At 36.7% G+C, this 19,422-nt stretch carries 15 protein-coding genes; 4 read left to right on the top strand and 11 right to left on the bottom strand.

Going from position 1 to position 19,422, the window contains the following annotated elements:
• Positions 1-43: 43 nt before the first annotated feature.
• Positions 44-2,080, bottom strand: a complete 2,037-nt coding sequence (locus N0K80_RS04285; protein ID WP_407932685.1) for an ABC transporter ATP-binding protein/permease — start codon at positions 2,078-2,080, stop codon at positions 44-46.
• 199 nt (positions 2,081-2,279) lie between these two features.
• Between N0K80_RS04285 and N0K80_RS04280 the strand changes: the two genes are divergently transcribed.
• Positions 2,280-3,164, top strand: coding sequence for a phosphate ABC transporter substrate-binding protein PstS family protein (locus N0K80_RS04280; protein WP_269023889.1), 885 nt, complete (start codon positions 2,280-2,282; stop codon positions 3,162-3,164).
• Between the two features lie 54 nt (positions 3,165-3,218).
• Here the strand turns inward: N0K80_RS04280 and N0K80_RS04275 are convergent, their stop codons facing one another.
• Entirely contained in the window at positions 3,219-4,637 is a 1,419-nt protein-coding gene (locus tag N0K80_RS04275; RefSeq protein ID WP_269023888.1) for a C69 family dipeptidase, read from the bottom strand.
• A gap of 162 nt (positions 4,638-4,799) precedes the next feature.
• Here N0K80_RS04275 and N0K80_RS04270 point away from each other — a divergent pair, with 162 nt between their 5' ends.
• Both N0K80_RS04270 and N0K80_RS04265 read left to right on the top strand, forming a co-directional pair.
• Positions 4,800-5,327, top strand: a complete 528-nt coding sequence (locus tag N0K80_RS04270; protein ID WP_269023887.1) for a DUF1836 domain-containing protein — start codon at positions 4,800-4,802, stop codon at positions 5,325-5,327.
• Positions 5,324-6,178 (top strand): DegV family protein, encoded by an 855-nt coding sequence (locus tag N0K80_RS04265; RefSeq protein WP_269023886.1) that lies wholly within the window; start codon positions 5,324-5,326, stop codon positions 6,176-6,178. The genes N0K80_RS04270 and N0K80_RS04265 overlap by 4 nt, the downstream gene beginning before the upstream one ends.
• A gap of 72 nt (positions 6,179-6,250) precedes the next feature.
• On the opposite strand, the gene N0K80_RS04260 is transcribed toward N0K80_RS04265, so the two are convergent.
• The 7 genes from N0K80_RS04260 to N0K80_RS04230 all read right to left on the bottom strand — a co-directional run bounded on the left by N0K80_RS04260 (position 6,251) and on the right by N0K80_RS04230 (position 14,453).
• Entirely contained in the window at positions 6,251-7,519 is a 1,269-nt protein-coding gene (locus N0K80_RS04260) for an ISL3 family transposase (RefSeq protein ID WP_269023885.1), read from the bottom strand.
• Between the two features lie 207 nt (positions 7,520-7,726).
• Positions 7,727-8,149: a DUF3284 domain-containing protein gene (locus N0K80_RS04255; RefSeq protein ID WP_269023884.1), complete on the bottom strand. Its 423-nt coding sequence runs from the start codon at positions 8,147-8,149 to the stop codon at positions 7,727-7,729.
• Between the two features lie 19 nt (positions 8,150-8,168).
• Positions 8,169-9,575 (bottom strand): glycoside hydrolase family 1 protein, encoded by a 1,407-nt coding sequence (locus tag N0K80_RS04250; RefSeq protein WP_269023883.1) that lies wholly within the window; start codon positions 9,573-9,575, stop codon positions 8,169-8,171.
• A gap of 66 nt (positions 9,576-9,641) precedes the next feature.
• Positions 9,642-10,925 carry a PTS sugar transporter subunit IIC gene (locus N0K80_RS04245; protein ID WP_057974024.1) on the bottom strand — a complete coding sequence of 428 codons (1,284 nt, stop codon included), beginning with the start codon at positions 10,923-10,925 and terminating at the stop codon, positions 9,642-9,644.
• Positions 10,926-10,952: 27 nt separating this feature from the next.
• Positions 10,953-11,270: a PTS lactose/cellobiose transporter subunit IIA gene (locus N0K80_RS04240; RefSeq protein WP_057974025.1), complete on the bottom strand. Its 318-nt coding sequence runs from the start codon at positions 11,268-11,270 to the stop codon at positions 10,953-10,955.
• 18 nt (positions 11,271-11,288) lie between these two features.
• The gene (locus N0K80_RS04235) at positions 11,289-11,600 is read right to left on the bottom strand and encodes a PTS sugar transporter subunit IIB (protein ID WP_057974026.1); all 312 of its coding nucleotides are present in this window, start codon (positions 11,598-11,600) and stop codon (positions 11,289-11,291) included.
• 132 nt (positions 11,601-11,732) lie between these two features.
• Positions 11,733-14,453, bottom strand: a complete 2,721-nt coding sequence (locus tag N0K80_RS04230; RefSeq protein ID WP_269023882.1) for a sigma 54-interacting transcriptional regulator — start codon at positions 14,451-14,453, stop codon at positions 11,733-11,735.
• A gap of 188 nt (positions 14,454-14,641) precedes the next feature.
• On the opposite strand from N0K80_RS04230, the gene N0K80_RS04225 reads away from it, so the two are divergent.
• Positions 14,642-15,295: a TMEM175 family protein gene (locus tag N0K80_RS04225; protein ID WP_269023881.1), complete on the top strand. Its 654-nt coding sequence runs from the start codon at positions 14,642-14,644 to the stop codon at positions 15,293-15,295.
• A 7-nt stretch (positions 15,296-15,302) separates the two neighbouring features.
• Here the strand turns inward: N0K80_RS04225 and N0K80_RS04220 are convergent, their stop codons facing one another.
• The gene (locus N0K80_RS04220) at positions 15,303-17,222 is read right to left on the bottom strand and encodes a fructose-1,6-bisphosphatase (RefSeq protein WP_269023880.1); all 1,920 of its coding nucleotides are present in this window, start codon (positions 17,220-17,222) and stop codon (positions 15,303-15,305) included.
• 173 nt (positions 17,223-17,395) lie between these two features.
• Positions 17,396-19,378, bottom strand: a complete 1,983-nt coding sequence (gene nagE / locus N0K80_RS04215; protein WP_269023879.1) for an N-acetylglucosamine-specific PTS transporter subunit IIBC — start codon at positions 19,376-19,378, stop codon at positions 17,396-17,398.
• Between the last annotated feature and the right edge of the window lie 44 nt (positions 19,379-19,422).

Genomic DNA, 19,422 nt, shown 5'->3' with positions numbered 1-19,422 from the left:
TTGTCATATTACTAGTCTTTATTTAAAAATGCAACCTTTTTGCCTATTCTTTTCTTAACGATTCAACTGGATCTAGTTTTGATGCTCTGTTTGCTGGTAAGAAACTTGCAAACATACTAATCAAGACACTAATTAAAATTCCAGAGAAGGCATAGCTTGCTGCGACTTTAACAATCGTAACATCAAATGTTGCAATCGAGAATGCATTTAACCCAAAGGCTAAGACGTAAGTTACTCCGACACCAATTAAGCCAGATGCCAACCCAATTAAGAATGCTTCCGAAACGAAAATACGACGAATATCTTTTCGACGTGCACCTAAAGCCTTCATAACCCCAATCTCTTTTGTTCTTTCAACAACGGAGATATTCAGCACAACTAATATCATGATTGCAGAAACAAGCAATGATATTGCAGCTACGGCCGTTAACACATCCGTTAAGATATCCAACATTTGTGTAAACATTTCAGACATTTTTTCTTGAATTGAACCTGTGTATCCCAATGATTTTACTTTAGCCTTAATTCCGGCCGTATTAGCTTTATCATTCGTATGCAAATAAACAACATTCGGTTCAATTTTTTCATTATTATCTTTAACTAACTGTTGTAAATCCGCGTAGTTTAAGTAAACTAAACTACTTGAACTACTACTACCGGAAGCTTCATAAATACCAGCAACCTTAACTGTTTTCTTGATTGTTTTTTCATTGTAAACAATCGCAATCTCAACTTTTTTACCAACTATATCTTTACCCAATGTATCGGCAGTCGTTTTATCCAGCAAGACACCATCTTTACCCGGCTTTGAACCCTGCGTAATATTTGATTTTGTGATGCTTGAATTCATCGTTCCCAACTGCATTAAGCTGGCTTTTTTACCCTTATATGAAACTGTATTTGTTCCCAACGAAATGGCTGTATACCCTTTTTGAAGTGAATCAACATGTTTCACGTTGGTTAATTTTTTAATATCTTTTTCGGCAAATGAACCCGTTTGACCGGTTATTGCGGCCATTTGCGTTTGTTGTTCCTTAGCTTGCGCTACCTGTGCACTCGAAGCTGCTGTTGTCGGTGTATTGCTCCCACTGCTACTGGCAGCGGTAGGTTTAGCCTTCATATGCACCTCTGTTACATTTGGATTCACATAACTAGACATTGTACTTTTAATATAACTTGTTACCCCTTTACCAAGTGATAACATCAAAACAACCGACATAATTCCAATACTTGAACCAATAGCAACGAGTAAATTACGGGAGAACTTAGCCTTCATGTTAAGCGCTGCTAATCGAATAGCAGACCAAAGACTTAAATTTTTAGGTTTTTCGCCTTTGAATTCATCTTCATTTGCATGCAATTCAAGTTGTTCTTGTTCGTCATCAGAAATAATCGCACCATTATCAATTCGCACAACTCGACTTGAGTAGGCCGCAACACGGTCAGAGTGAGTAACCATCAAAACTAACTTACCGCGTTTTGCGATGTCTTTAATAATTTCTAAGACGGCATCCGTTGTTTCCGAATCCAAGGCACCCGTGGGCTCATCCGCAATAATCACATCTGGATCGTTCATTAAGGCACGCGCAATTGCAACACGTTGTTTTTGTCCACCAGATATTTGATCAGGTTTTTTCGTCATATGATCTTGTAAACCAACATCTGTTAACAGTTTTTTAGCGCGCTCCACACGTACTGTTTTATCAACATTCGATAGTGTCATTGCCATAGCAACGTTATCAATCAAACTTAAATGAGGAATTAAATTAAAGTTCTGGAAAATGAAGCCGATACTTTTTTTGTGAAAGTTAACTAACTCTTTTTCAGAAAATTCACCAATATTTTCGCCATTATACGTAATTTCACCGTCAAAACTCGAATCTAATCCACCAATTAAATTCATTAATGTTGATTTACCACTTCCAGATTCGCCGACAATTGAAACTAGTTCTCCTTTATCAAATGATGCATTAATATCTTTCAAGGCTTTAAAAGTTGTACCACCAGCCATATTATACGTTTTTGAAACGTGCTTAATTTCTAGAATCAATTTGATTCCCCCCTTGTTTCTACTTTTCATTTATGACAACTTGTCATAATAGGATGATTTTTATTATAGATAACCCCATGATTAAAAGCAAAACATTTAACTTTTCCTTTACCTATTCTTTACAATTACTGGTACAAATCATTACACGATTCATACAGAACGATAACAATTACTTGATACTATAAAGGTGTTCTTAAATACGGGCATAAAATAAAAGGAGAAATTAGTCATGAGAAAAAAAACAGCACTTATTTCAGTAGTCGCAATGGGTCTTCTATTATTAGCAGGGTGTGGTAAATCCTCATCATCAAGTGATACATCAAAAATCACGGGTAAAATTACAATCGTTGGATCAACTGCCTTACAACCTTTAGTCGAAAAAGCGGCTGAAACCTATCAAGATGACCATTCAGGTTTAACAATTGGCGTACAGGGTGGTGGTTCAGGAACTGGCTTAAGTCAAGTGTCAACAGGTGCCGTTACAGTTGGTAACTCAGATATTTTCGCGGAACAAAAGGACGGCGTCGATGCCAAAAAGATTGTTGATCACAAAGTTGCCGTCGTAGGTATTGCACCAGTTGTTAATAAGGAAACAAAAGTCACTAATCTCTCGAAATCACAACTGGCTGATATTTTCTTAGGTAAGGTTACAAACTGGAAAGCATTAGGCGGTGCCGATCAAGAAATCGTTGTGATTAACCGTGCATCTGGTTCAGGTACCCGTACAGTATTTGATAGTATTATTCTTCCAAAACAAACCGCTAAACAAACGCAAGAACAAGACTCAAACGGGACGGTTCAAAAAATGGTTGCTTCAACACCAGGCGCCATCAGTTATTTAGCTTTCTCATACTTAAATGACAACGTTCAGGTGCTATCTATTGATAAAGTACAGCCAACATCAAAGAATGTTGAAAACAACAATTGGAAAATTTGGTCTTATGAACATATGTACACTAAGGGATCACCAAAATATGCAACGGCTAAATTTATTAGTTATATCCAATCAGATAAAATTCAAAATAGCTTAATTAAAAAGTTAGGTTACATTTCAATTTCAGATATGCAAGTTGAAAAAGATGCTAAAGGCAATGTTGAGGAAATAAACAAGTAAATAATCGAAAAAAAGTAGCGCAATTTAATGCGCTACTTTTTTTGTGATTTATTTTTATAAATTAGCATCCATATTAAAGGTTAATTTAGATAACGTTAATCCTTCAGTAATAAATTGACCAATCATTGCCATCGTTCTTTCGCGCATTTCTGCCACAATCGCATAATTCTGTTTCGTTAAATAGGCCGTTAGGTCGTCCCCACTCATCTTTTCAGAAGCGGCATCAATTTCTGAAACCATCGTCTTCAATTGTTGACGGCAAGCCTTTAAGTAATCCACATCTTCTTGAACAAACTGTGCATAATGTGACTCTGTCAACATCGAAACCGTTCGATACATCCAGTAAGCACTCGTCATATCCAATGTTAATGGTGTTTCACTATAACTTGGATCCGTATCCGTAGCATTTGTGTAGAACGGCACAAATGGTGCAAATGCTGGAACGCCTAAACAAATCCACATTAAGGCAGAATGCGCATCGTCAACGTCATTTCTTAATTGAAGAACATGTGCATTTTGCGTTCTGTTCATTGAAATAGGTCGGAAACGTAACCGATCTTCATCAGCACCATGACCAAATGGATCATACTGCGTTTCATTATAATGTGAGCCCAAAACGGCAGTTACATCCTCAACACTAATTTTTTTACTTGCGTAACAAATAAATGGTAACTCACTTGAAGTTGGTTCTTGCGCAATCTCAGGTGTTAAACAACGTTGACCGTACCAAACACGAGGTGTGTTGTAGTGACGGTCTTTTTCTGTGTCTGTCCCAAAGATATGACGGAAATTCCAACCCGTTTTATCTGGGTTTAAATGATGTTCCTCAACGTATTCGCGAATACCGTCCGACCACATAAAATTATCAGCATCATTAAAATCAATTTCTTGAATCGCAACTTGATTAGCTGCAACTGCGTACGCATCATCTGGAATACGTTGCGCAATCCAGTGATGCCCAGTAACGATTTCCATGTACCAAACGTCATTTTTATCACTAAATAAAACGCCGTTGCCTTCTGGTGAACCGTATTTTGTAATCAGATCACCCAAGTACTGAACACCATGTTTCGCAGATTCAATATAAGGCGCAACCATTGTTTGTAATGAATCTTCTGCCAACCCATTTTTAATTAAAGGATCATAAGCTAAGACACGTTCATTTGCATAAACACTTTCTGTAGCGCTCATTGCAACATTTTTTTCATTAATACTACTCTCATCAAAGACACCTTTACTAGCTACTTCAACGTTAGGCGTTGCCGTCCAACGGTACCCTTTTTCTGGTAATGGTGCGGTAAACCCATTTTTATTCGAAGTTAATGTTTCATGACGTCCTGCTACTGCGGGGTACATCAAAAATCGTTGTGGTGTAATAGGCAAAAACGTATCATCGTTTCTGGCAATCATTGTTGAGCCATCAATTGTGGCCATTTTTCCAACTAGAATTGTTGTACATGCTTGTTCCATCATAAATAATTCACTCCTTCTCATTATTAAATACCATTACAGTGTACAACTTTTATTCTTATATAGACATCATCTTTTTCATATACTTCTAAAAACAATTAAATCTAGTTTACAATACTAGATGTAAATGATATTATAAAGTCATTACGTTAAGGGGGTTATCTATTGGGTCAAAAAGTACCAGAATCTTTTTTAAATTGGTTGAATAGTTTAAAGAAAATCACATTACCAACTTGGCAAGATTTTCCAGAATTGGATTTGTACATGGATCAATCTATAAAACTCGTGAACCAATATCTGGAACCACTGAATTTAGCACCCGTAACCGCTACGATGGTTAATAATTATGTAAAAAAAGAAGTTATGTTTAAACCAATCAAAAAAAGATACCGTAAAGAACACCTAGCAGCAATTGTTGTCATTACAATTTTAAAATCCGCTTTTCCGTTAACCGTCATTAAGAATGGTATTGACCAACTTTTAGTTGATAATTCAGCTGAAGATGCTTATATGAACTTTGCTTTAATTTTTAATGAGCAAATTAAGTCCTTAACCTTTGACACTAACTTAAAACCGGTTACAATTGAGACAACGATTATCGAATTAGAACAACGAACGGCTGCTAGTGCAGTTATAAATCATATTATTAGTGAAAAATTAGTTATGCTTATGAAGGAGGCAACTAAATCATGAAAGAAGAAAAAATTGCAATATTAGTCGATTCAGGTGCTGATATTCCTAAGGAATTTATGGAACAGGAACATATCTACATGGTTCCCATCTTAATTACATTTAGTGATACAACCTATTTAGATCGGATTTCTATTTCACCGGAAGAAGTTTACGAACGAATGGAAACTGAAATTCCAACAACAGCAACGCCTTCAGGTGGTTCGATTCAAGATATTTTTGAACAAATTAAAGCCGATGGTTACACGCATGTTATTTCAACAACCATTTCAAGTGGGCTTTCTGGTACCTATAACGCGATTAAAACATTCGCAAAAACATCACCGCTAAAAGTTGAAGTTATTGATACAAAGAGTGTTGGTATTGGTGGCGGTTTAGCTGGGATTTTTGCGGCAAACTTAATTAAAGAAGGTAATGACTTCGGCGAAATTGTTACCAAAGTTCAATTAGCTGTCGATGAAAGTAGTGTTTTCTTCTACTTGCCAACGTTGCATTATCTTCAAGTTGGTGGTCGTATCGGACGTGTTTCTGGTATCATGGGTAATCTTTTAAATATTAAACCTATTATTTCATGTGATGAAAATGGTATCTACTACCCCGTTGCAAAAGCTCGTGGCGAAAAAGCCGCTCTAAAGAAATTTTTATCACTGGTTGATGATAAAATTGGCGATACACAGCATTTTGATTTAGCTGTGGCCTACGGCAATAACAAACCTTTGGCTGAAAGCATGCTAAAAGAATTAAAAGAAAACTATCCAAACGCTGAACACATCTACTTTGGGGACGTTTCCCCAGCTCTTGGCGTTCATGCTGGACCCGGCGTTATTGGTATCGGCATTGAAGTTTTAGATTAAAAAATAAGAAGTGAGTCGATAATTATGGCTCTTCGTCAACTGTTGTTGGTGACTAAATTGATAAAGTTCTGATCACTTTGTGATTAGGACTTTTTTAGTATGTATTTTTAGCGTGTAAAATAGTCTTGTTCGAAATCTATGAAAGTTTCTGAAGCCAAAACTAACGCGTTTAACGACCTTTATTTTATTATTTGTACCTTCTAAAGGACCGTTAGAATAATGAAGTGCGAAAGTGCTTTTAATTTCAGAATGATGAAGTCGTAACGTTTCAATACTTTTGGTTATCTCTTCAGAACACCCTTCGGTGTTCATAACGGCTAGATTATAAGCTGCCCAGTCCCTTAAGTGAAGGGTTGACCTGATTTGATTCATTAATTCATATGTTCTTTTCAGTTCTGGATTCAGTGCGAGTAAATGGTCAAGGACATCAATCTCCGTCATTAAGTACGGAAAATAAGTCCATTTTTTAAAATTCTTGTAATCAAGATTTTCAGAAGGTTTTAACAGAAGTTTCCAGTATCTTTTCAGTGCTCTATAATCTTTTGACGATGTTGGCAGTTCTTTCATGAGTCTGATTCTTGTTTTGGTAAATCCACGATTCACCGAATTGATTATATGAAAGCTATCAATGATAACAATTGCATTGGGAAAGACTTCTTTAGCCAGTTTAGGATACGCATAATTCATATCAGTTACGATAATTTTCACATTTTTTCTAGCCGCGGCTGAATAACGGTAAAAATAACGTTGTATTTGATAGAGCCGTCGAAAAGATAAAAGATCAATTAATTCATGATTACTAGCATCCATAAATTCAAAACTCATGGCATCTGTAGCGGATTTAGTACTCTTGACTTCGTCAAGTAGGAGGACCTTGGGTAAGAACGTGTAATTTGGTTTAAAATCTCGTTCGGACGTCATTAAAATGCGGCCTACAAAGGAATCAGAAGTTGAAAGCTCATCGGCAATATGGGTTAAAGAAACGGGTTCTGCCAGCTTAGTCAAACAAAGTTTTCTAGATAGATTAGATATTGTACAGTTCTTAGGGACCGCACTTGTTTGAGCCAAAAAGTAGGATTGGCACTCGTGGCAATTAAAATATCTTCGTTTGAGTGAGAGAATAACGTCTTTTCCCGATACCTTAGGGTATCGAATAGTCGTTTGACGCCAGCCGTATTTGATTATCTGACCTTCGTTCTTAATTCCGCAGTTGGGACAAGCTTTCGGTTGATAATCAAGAATACCGTTAAACCGGGCGACGTGATCGCTTGAGGTGTAATAATCAATAATCGTTAGATTACTGTCTTCTATTTCAAGCCAAAATTTAGTATGATTAGACATGCGGAGATTCCTTCTTTCTTATTGATTTTTCTTTTGAAGGTGGAATGAATAGCGAATTTGGATGAACCCGTACCCAAAAGTCTTATGGCTTTTGGGTCTTTTTTTGTCATTATACAAAAAAATCTGTCATTAGTAATAGAATTAATTCTCTATTACCAACAACAGATATTGTAGACCCATAATTATCGACTCACTTCTTATTTTTGTCTAACTAGTTGCGTACTTACCTTCAATTTGTTTCATCATTTTTTTGAAATTTCTCTTTTTGAAGAAACTCATCATCATACTCATAAAGACGTCATTCATTTGCTGCATCTTACCCTTAGAGGTCATTGATTCTTTATAACTTAACAAGCAATGATCGGCGTCAACCGCGATAATTTCATATCCCACTTCAAACTTGTTACGGTTGTTTTCAGTTTGAAAATGATAACTTTCATTCTCAACAATTTTAGTTACTTTTAGCGCAGCCGTTTGCGTTTTTGAAAAGTTTTTTGTGAATTCAAAACCCTCTAATTGGTTCCTCTTCAACTTACGACCCGTTTGTGTATGAATATCATATAATACGGATTCCATAATCTGATCAAACAAATAAGTCGCCGGCATTTTTAATTTCATTTCCATTTCCATAAGTCAGTGCCTCCACATTTTAGTCGTTAAATCCATTTTGTTCTGTCATTTCTTTAAACCAGTATCCACTCTTTTTAATTGTCCGCTTAGCCTCGTTATCCAAATCAACACTAATAAATCCATAACGATTCTTATAGGCGTTCAACCATGACCAATTATCCATACATGTCCACATATGGTACCCATGAACATGACTGCCTTCTTCAAGCGCCTTATGCACCCATTTCAGATGGTCTTGAATAAATTCAATTCGATAATCATCGTTAATTTGACCATTAGCATTGATAAACCTTGCTTCATCTTCAACGCCCATCCCATTTTCAGAGATAAAACAATCAATATTACCGTAATTATCTTTAATATTAATCAGCGCATCATAAATGCCTTTTTCATATATTTCCCAACCACGATACGGGTTCACTTTTTTCCCTGGCATATCATATACCGTATAGAAGTCTTCGGGCATCCAACCGTTCTCACCTTCTGGTTCAACTTGAATTTCTTTTGCTGCCGCTCGTCTTGGTTGATAATAGTTTACACCTAATAAATCAATCGTATTTTCTTTAATGATAACTAAATCACTTTGGTGATAGATTGGCATTAAGTCATACTCACCTAACCAATCAACGATATCACTTGGAAATGTCCCTTTAATTGCGGGATCTAAAAATGAACGGTTAAAGAAACCATCTACGAATTTAGCTGCCTTAACATCTGCCGGATTTGTATCATCCTTGGGATACGTGGGCATTAAGTTTAAAATAATCCCAATCGTTCCACCTAAATTAAGTGCATGATACTTCTCGACCGCTTTAGCACTCGCTAAAGCTTCATGATAAGCCACTTGGACGCCATGCTTTAAATTCCGTTCATCGGGCAAGTGCCACCCATATAAATAGCCACCCTCAACGGGAACAATTGGTTCATTTTGAGTAAACCATTTCTTAACCCGATCACCAAATAATTTAAAACACGTTTCTGCATAATCGGTATATAGATCAACTACTTCACGATTTAACCAGCCACCATTTTCTTGAAGTACCATCGGCATATCGAAATGATACAAATTAATAAACGGTTCAATTCCGGCGGCAATTAAATCATCAATTAAATGATTATAAAAGGTAACGGCTTCTGGATTGACTTCCCCCGTAAATGGATTCGGAATTAATCGTGACCACTGAATTGAAGTTCGATATGAATTATGGCCAGTTTGTTTCATCAGAGAGATATCTTCTTGGTACTTTTGATAAACCATCGATGTTTTTTCCGGACCGACTTGATTAAAAAACTTTTCGGGAGCCGTTTGATACCAAGCATCCCAGATATTATCAGCTTTGCCATCGCCCGCAACGCGTCCTTCAGATTGTGGGCCACTCGCAGCGGATCCCCACCAGAAATCTTTTGGAAATTCATATTTAGCCATAGTAAACTCCTTTATTTAGCACAAAATCCCTCTACATAAATTACGTAAAGAGATTTGCTTTTTATTTTATTTGTTGTCCAAAGCTTCTTCTTCAGCTTTTTCGACTTCTTTTGTTGCTAAGATAACAAATGGTGCATAGATTAATGCTGAGATAACCACATTGACTGCGGCTAAAACACCACCCGCCATACTCTTAGTTGCCAAGATTCCGCCAATAATTGGTGGTGTAACCCAAGGAGGCATTACCGTGGCTGCCGGCACAATTCCGGTAGCAGTTGCCACATAGGCAACGGTCACAAGTACCATTGGTGTTAGGATAAATGGTACAAACATGATTGGGTTCAACACAATTGGTAATCCAAACATCATTGGTTCGTTAATGTTAAAGATTCCAGGAGCTGCTGACAATGAACTAATCATTTTGTAAGGTTTGTTTTTACGACCAACGATGAAGATGGCAATAATTAAACCAATTGTTGCACCAGTTCCACCTAAGTTAACGAATGAATCAAAGAATGGTTTGTTAACAATAAATGGAATTGCTTTACCTTCACTAAGTGCTTTAACGTTAGCTGCAATAGCAGGTGCGTTAATTGTTTGCATTAGTGGATCAATCATATTAGCACCATGTAATCCAAAGAACCATAGGAATGGTGCGATGAATGCTAATAATAATGCTGATGGATATGAGTTTGCCAAGCCCATGAATGGTTCTTGAACAAGTTTGTAGAATGATGCAATAATATCAGTTACGCCGAATCCTTGGAATAATGTATTGATAAAGGCAAAGATTGTGACAACAATCATTGCTGGAAATAATGATGCGAATGCTTTTGCTACAGCAGGTGGAACACCATCAGGCATGTTGATAATTAAGTGTTTGTTACCACTTAAACGTTGGAATAATTCTCCTGAAATTAACGCAACAAGAAGTGCCACGAATAATCCTGTTGAAGTCATACCGGCTAATTGTAAACCGCCAAGTGCAAAGAATGAAGCAACTGATACTGTACCAGCGGCCATACCATCTTTACCGTATGATTTTGCAACGTTATGAGCGACTAAGAATGCAATGAATAATGACATAATACCAAAACTTGCATTCCAAACGCCGCCACCTAAACTTTTCCAAATTGGCGCTTCATTAACTATTTTAGGAAATAGTCCATCCATGAAATTTGTAAATCCGGGGATAGGAAGGTTATTAACCAATGTTCCTAAGGCACCCAAAATCATAAGAGGCATGATAACAACGAAAGCATCTCGAATTGCTATTAAATGTCTCTGTGCGCCTATTTTTGAAGCTACTGGGATGAAGTGAATATCCATCCATTTTATAAATTTATCCATGAGTAGTTCCTCCTTAAATTCTGATACTTACCCGATCTTTTTGTACATGTCTACTACCTCACCGGCTAAGTCTCTGAATGTAATTGCATTCATTAAATGGTCTTGTCCATGAACCATTAATAAACTAACTGGTACCGGATCCCCTGAGGCTTCTTGCGTTAACATTGCTGTTTGAGAATGATGCGCTTCAATTAATGATTTATCGGCATCGGCTAATTTAGCAGCCGCTGTCTCAAAATCACCTTTTTTTGCAGCATGGATTGCTTCCATAGAATCACTCTTAGCGTTTCCGCCATTCACAATCAACCCCATGATTGTTTGCATTTGTGCATCATTTTCATTCATAATTGTGACCACCCTTTTTTATTTAAGTAATGTTTTAGCTGTTGCGAGTACTTTTTCGCCGTTCATCATGCCATAATCTTGCATGTTGATGACTTCTACCGGAATATCTTTATCGGCAACTTTTTTCTCAAATTCGTCTTTCATAAAACGAACTTGTGGGCCTAACATTAATACGTCAACTGGTTTTGATTCAAGCATTGAATCTGCTTCTGAAGCACCAACCGCAAAAATTTCTGAATCATAATTTTCCGCTGCTGCTGCTTTTTGCATTTTTGACACCAGTAAACTTGTACTCATCCCTGCTGAACAAACTAACATAATCGTTTTCATAATCTACCACTCCTTTTTCTATTTATACTCTTATATACGCAAGTTACGTGCCAAAAATAAAAGGCCTTAGAAAACGCTTACCGAAAGCGTTTTCTAAGGCCTTTTATTTCACTTACACACTGTGATTTGCCACTACACACTGATTTTATTCAATGTATTACCCATAAATATTTGGACAATATAAGCGACTTCATCATCTGAAATCGTAATATTATACATTTTTTCGACAATAATCAGTGCCGTTTTAACAATTTCCATCTGTAAATGTTTTTCAGCTGAAAATTCTTGAATGTTATCAAACGGTTTAATCGGTTGATCTTTTAGTCTTGAATCTACTAGGAAAGCTAAATGCATCATAATGCCCACAATAATCTCGGGATCGAGAACAATCTGTAAATCGGATTGAATTTTAATAATCATTGTTTGAATAGTATGAATTAAATCAGGTACCGAATTAACAGAGTTAATGCTGCCTTCTAACGCTGTAATCGTCTCCTGTGTTAAATCACTATCAGATAGCATTCGTTGTAAGACTTGTAATGTTTCATCGTTGAAGATATCTAGAGCTGAGAAAAATGGCACTCTTTGGTAAGAAACTTCAACGGTTCCAACAATCGCCTTCACATCGTAATCCCGCATTAATGTGTTTATATGTTTTTTAAAAGCATCTTTTTCTAAATACTGCATTCGAATAACTTTTACTTCATCTTCATTTACAATTGGCACAATTCGATCGTATAGTCTAGCAGCGACCCCTTCGCCAGTGAAACAAGCAACAATAACTGCCTTTTTTCTAGGACGCATATGGAAAAATTGTTCTTTAACGGATGATTCAAAAATATGTTGCGCATTCGCATAGATATCTTCTAACTCACGTCCAGCAATCGCAATCCTTAATGATTCAAGGACAACTAGCGTACTGGTCATTGAAACCGCTCGAATATTAATTCCTGTTTCTTCGCCCAACATCGAAGCGAAACTGGTTAATGAGCCCATATCCGTTAAAAGAAGTAGGCCTTTTTTTAACCGTTCTTGACTGTCTAATACGTAATCTCGAACTTGATCATAAATTTCTGAGACATTCACATCCAGTGGCATATTAATTGCCTTTCCTTTTGTTGTTCCCAGTAATTCCTGAGCCGTTTGTAACATTGAAGAGGCAGTTGATGCCCCATGCATTAATACAATGATACCGACCTTAATTTCATTTTGTTGTTTCTTTTCGCTTAAGTCGGAACTTAGAAACATTGTGATAAACCCAATCTCATCTAATGGAATTTCAATATCAAATTCATGTTCAATTCTATCAGCCATCTCCAAAGCCACACGAAATGCCTTGGGATTTTTTTGACGTAAGTTATTTAGGTCGGGATGTACGATTGCGACATTTTTTCTAATGCGTTCGATTGCGCTAACCAGATGTAATCCAAAAGCAAAACGCGCGCTTTCGTTATATTTTTGACCTAATCTATTTTGGGCTAAATCATAAACCTCATTGGTAATAGACCAGACATCATCTGGCAATAACTCTTTACGAACACCCTCGCCAGATAATTGTTCAATATAATCTTTGAAATAACCCTTATTATCTGAATCAATTAACATTTTAAGATTCAACGATTTTAAATTTTGTTGATCAGTTTCACTGACCTTCTTATCAATTGTTTCATAGACAGTTGGTTTTTGGTCGTTTTTTTCAACCGTTTCATTATTTTTAAATGTAACAACCTGTGTATTTTTTTCATTCGTTCTTTTTGCTAAACGGTCCATTAAAACATCAATCTTCTTATATTTTGATTTACCTTCTAGGCGACCCTTTTGAACATTCAAAGGTAAATCTTTTAATCGAATGTACAATGACGTTGCATCATGTGTTCTGAAATACAAAAAAGCCTTCGCACAAACAACTTTAATATCCCGTTGAATTTGGCCGATATTTGCCTCTGGTTCATACAACATCAAAGCAAGCATTGCATCACGTTCAACAATAATATCCTGATTCAACCGTCCAACTTCTTGTTCAAAGAAGTTCATAACCATTCCGTAACGTTCATCAATCGTCCGTTTTGAGATTGGGGGTAACGTAATTGCCATCGGAATTCGACGATTAAATGTACTCAAAAAGTTTTCAGACGTTTCAGTTGTTGCGCCAATAATCTGGACGCTGGCCTCTTTAGTAATTGAAGATTCACCTAAAGGTCGATAAAATCCCTTATCAATAAAGGTAAAGAGCATCTCTTGTCCCTCAGGAGGCAATCGGTGTATTTCATCTAAAAATAAAATACCACCGTCAGCTTTTTCCATCAGTCCCTGCTTATCTTGATCGGCACCCGTGTAAGCACCCTTTTTCACACCAAATATATGCGCAAAAAGTAACTGTGGATTATTTGCATAATCCGCACAATTAAATCGAATAAATGGTGCATCCCCTTTAACCATTTCTGATTCTAACGCAAATTGATACATACATTCAGCAAACAAGGATTTCCCAGTTCCAGTTTCACCAAAAATAATAGTGTGTAACCCTCTTGGTGGATACAAAATGGCCGCTTCTGCCTGTTGAATCATGACCTTTAACGAATCATCAGAACCAATTAACTTTTTGAAGCTCATTTCTTTTACACTTTTATCATTAATCTTTTTCTGCCGTATCTCTTTTTCTTCAACCGATGACCATTGATATAAGACTGGCCGCCCCTCACTCTTAGTAACATCACCATTTTTGTACAAATCATTCAAATAACGACTGACATTTGCGCGGTTACACTCAAGCTCATCCGCAATTTGTGTCGCATTCATTACCGTTCCTTTATTTTTTAAAAGATTAGCAATATCATTTTTTCGATCTCCCAAATCATCCACAACTCCCTACTTAATTAACGAAAAACAAGAAAACGCTTACCTTGCTTATAACGCAACCTCACTTTATTTACACACTAATCTCAAATTGTCTGCAGAGACGTCTATTTAGTTGCAAAACCATTACTGTAACGCTATCATGAAGTTACTTATTCCGAACCGATTCTTTAGGGGGCTTTACTATGAAACTCGACCGCGTCCAGGCCTTTAGTGATGGCGTTTTTTCAATTTTGATTACAATTATGGTACTTGAATTCCACATAGATGATTTTAAACCCGGACATTTATTTAATGAGGTCCTCAACCAATGGCCGATATTTGGTACGTATCTCATTTCATACTTGTACGTCGGAACCTTGTGGTTATTCCATCATGATTATATTGCTGGATTGAAGATTACCGATAGAGGGTTAAATATTTTAAATTTACTGATGCTCTTTTCAATTACTTTAATTAATTATCCGATGACGTTAATATCAGCCGTTTTGGCATCTGGTAATACGCCGGATATCCGTACAGCATTCATCTTTTATGACTTAGTTGCACTATTTATCTCAGGAACATTTTTACTGATTTATTTTTATGTTAACCAACATTCTTATTTAAAATCAAAAGCAAAGCCAGAATCATATTACCAATCGATTCGCTTTGATCCGCTTGGTTCAATGGCCATTTATGGGACATCGATTGCCCTATCATTTGTTAATATTTGGTTATCCGGATTTCTTCTTGTAGCCGGTATTATCTATCATTTCATTGCTTATATTCGAATGAGCGCTAGTGAAGATCTTGCCGAAAAACTTGCATTAAACAAAAAAAATCTTACTGGTAAGTAAGATTTTTTTATTTGCTCTGTAAATATTTTTTTAATTCTACAACCCGACTGGCCAATTCTTTTCCCGTATCCGTCTCAGCAATGGTTTGCCTGCTAACCTCACTATCAATAATTCGTTTCACTGAGATGATATCTGTTCCATTCTCAATGGAATCCCACATAGATGTAAACGGCTGATGTGCGACTAACTGTAGCCCGTATGAATTTGAGAGTAGTGTGTATCCCCCAATTCCAGTAGTTGCTTGATATGCTTTAGAAAATCCTCCGTCGATAACAATCATCTTTTTGTTAGCCATAACTGGTTCATGTCCACGTTTAACGGGGGTATGCCCGTTAATTATTTTCCCATTATCCGGATTAAGTTCAAATTCTTCCAATAAGTGACGACAGAAATCTTCATTATGGCGTAATTCATAATAGGCATTTGGTATTTCTACCTGAACCTCTTTATTATCAATGAAGTAACGTTCAAAAGTTTTCATCGCATGTTTGCCAAACAACGGTGATTTTGGTCCCTGCCAAAGATACCAAAGCAAATCCGTTTCAAGGTCAGTTGATTGTTTCGGCTCCGCATAACTTTTCCGTAAATTATCTTCAAAAAATAGTAACAACTCCGGTCCAGCATATGACTTACCTCTTAAATCAAAACTCTCAAGATCACCGTTTGGCATCACTGGGATACAGCCATGAACTAGTAAATTACCATTATATCGTTTGAACATACTACCACGCTTCATCATAAAATCTAAATGTTCCCGTAATTTAGTTGCGTGGATAAATGACTGGACTAATTTATCCATTATCTCTGCTTCATCAGCCGTGAGCTCATATGGATTGGTCCAATCAATCGTTTGGAAACAAGTATCTTGCAACGAATAACGATTACCATCAATATCAATTTCTGTTCCGTTATTTATAATTTTATCTAGTATGGCCCGATTATCCATATCAAAATCGGGCCGTCTTTGAATGATTTGTCCTTCTAATTTAAATTGAATAATCGCCATTGCTTGATGCATTTTAGTCATCAAAAGTCGTTCATCTTCTGTAATTTCTTCTTGGGCCGAGTTAACCTTTGGCGAAAATGCCGGGTTATCTTGATACATTTTATCCGCAAATGAGGCTAAATGCCGTAAATTTATGCCGTAAGCATCTTCAACAATAGCTAGATTATTATACCTTGCACAAATCCTTAAAAGATTAGCAATACACAAAGGTGATCCAGCCACTCCGCCTAACCACAAAATATCATGATTCCCCCACTGAATATCGACCGAATGATAATCCATCAACGTTTTCATGATTTTATCCGGGTTAGGGCCACGATCAAAGATGTCACCAATCACATGTAAATGATCAACAACTAAGCGTTGAATAGTATACGCAGTCACAGTTAGAAAAGCTTCAGCTTGATTTAAATCAATTAAATTTTCAATAATTCGATTATAGTAATCTCTTTGGTCTAATTCATTTGAATTACTATATAATAATTCCTCCGTTATATACAAAAAATCGGGTGATATTGCTTTTCTGACCTTTGATCTAGAATATTTTGTGGCCGTTTTTTGTAATAGCTCAAGCATTCTACCAATTGTATCTAAATACCATTGCTCTAATTCAGATTTTGAAGTCATTTGTTGCTTTTTGGCCACCAGTTTTTCTTCTGGATAATATATTAAAATTGCAAAATCCTGTATGTTGGCTTCAGTTAACCGACCATTAAATGTTTCTTGAATCTTTTGTTTTACATTTCCAGAACCATTTCTTAAAACATGCTGAAAAGCATTATACTCACCATGAACATCACTGACAAAATGTTCAGTTCCCTTTGGTAAATTAAGAATAGCTTCTAGATTAATAATTTCAGTAACGATACTTTGTTTTGTTGGGTATCTTTTCTCCAATAATGTCGAATAGTAGGAATTCATTCGAACGTCCTCCCTTAGTTTTGTAATGCGCTTACAAACACTATACCACGCTATTTAACCAATACCAATTATTAATTTTAAAACTAAATCTATTATTTGATATGCCACTTGGACCAGACAATTAGCTATACCAAAAAAGCAGACTGAAAATATCAATCTGCTTTTAATTCTCTTTATTTAGTTCGAACGGTCGCTGAAATATCATTAGCATTGACCACTTCATTCAAATGCTCAAATGTTATCTCATCGACTTTATCCATATTGGTTAAAACAACCATCATCGTTGTTTCTTTACCAGCATCTTTAATTGCATCCAAATCAACGCGCGCAATTAAGCTACCTTTTCCAACACTTTCGCCTTCTGAAACAACAACTTCAAAGGGTTTTCCCTCAAGTTGGACAGTATCAATTCCCATATGCAGAAGTACTTCTAATCCCGTTTCAGTTAAGATACTTACCGCATGTTTTGTAGGAAAGACACTCATCACTTTACCCGCAACCGGTGCATAAATCTCACCATCAGTGGGTTCTACCGCATAACCATCGCCAAGCATTTTTTCTGCAAAAGTAGCATCCTTGACGTCTGATATGCTCATTAATTGTCCATTTGCAACTGCGTAAAATACTTCATGACCAATTGACTCAGAATCAGATAAAACAGCTGTACCGTTCAATTTATCGATATTTTTTTGTAAATCATCATTACTAAGTGAAATTGATTCGGCTTTTCCTTCATATAATTTACCAAGTTCATCCGCAACAAATTGAACCTCAGTCCCAATGATAACTTGTATATTGGTTTTATCAATAACTTTAAATCCGGCAGCGCCTGATGATTTAAGTGCAGCCTCATTCACAAGACTAGTATCCTTAACTTGTAATCGGAGACGTGTTGTACAGTTATCAACAACCGTTAAGTTATCTTTTCCACCCAAGGCGGCATAAACAATTTGAGCCTGTCTTGTATATTTATCATCGCCTAGTTCTGACGATAGTTGAACATCATCAGAAACTGGTTCACGTCCAGGTGTCATTAAATTAAATTTCTTGATTGCAAAATTAAATAATGTGTAATAAATAATAGCCATAACAATACCCTGCACTAATAACATCAATGGTAAATTAGCCATAGGCACACGGACACTCAGGACGTAATCAACCAAACCGGCACTAAATGTAAATCCGGCGGTCCAATGCATAAATGCGGCAAATGCTAAAGACAAGCCCGTTAATGCTGCATGAATCACGTATAATGGCCAAGCAACAAACATAAATGAAAATTCTAATGGTTCACTCACACCTGTGAAGAATGACGCAAACGCGCCTGCCAACATCAATGAGCCAACTTCTTTTTTACGTTCGGGTAAGGCATTACGATAGATTGCATATGCCCCGGCTGGTAAGCCAAACATCATAATTGGGAAGAAGCCCGCCATGTACATCCCGGTAGTTCCTTTGATTCCCGTATTACTCCAAAAATTTCCAATATCATTAATTTTTGCAACATCAAACCAAAATACTGAATTTAAAGCCTGATGTAGTCCTGTTGGAATTAATAAACGGTTGAAGAACCCGTAAAGTCCGGCACCTGCCCAACCAAGGCCGACCATGAATTTTCCGAATGCAACTAGCCATGCGTAGACTAATGGCCAGACTACTAGTAATGCTAGTGTGACAAAAATCATCACTAAGGCTGACATAATTGGTACTAATCGTTTTCCACTGAAAAAAGAAATTGCCATCGGTAGTTTAACGTTGTGGAAGCGATTGTACATTGCAGCTGCGATTAATCCTGCAATAATACCAATAAAAACATTGCCACCAATCGAACTAAACGCTGGATCAACGGCGGAAACTTTTATTCCTAGTAATGTCGCAACCGAAGTTGGTTCTAACATTTTAACTGGAATTTCAAACGCTACAACACCCGCCAAGGCTGCTGCGCCATCTTTATTAACAGACATTCCTAAAGCAAGTCCGGCAGCAAATAATAACGCTAAATTACTTAATATAGCATTCCCGCCGGCCTGCATAAATGTTGCCGTAAACCAATCTTGCGGCAACCAATTACCAATCCCAACTAACAATGCCGCCGCTGGTAAAACCGCGATAGGCAGCATCAATGAACGTCCCATTCTCTGTAAATAACTTTTCATAATTTATCCCCTTTTTGTCTTATAAAATTCATCATACCTGTTAG

It is taken from the genome of Dellaglioa carnosa (assembly GCF_026948345.1).
GTDB lineage: Bacteria > Bacillota > Bacilli > Lactobacillales > Lactobacillaceae > Dellaglioa > Dellaglioa algida.
This window is presented reverse-complemented; position numbering and strand designations above follow the sequence as displayed.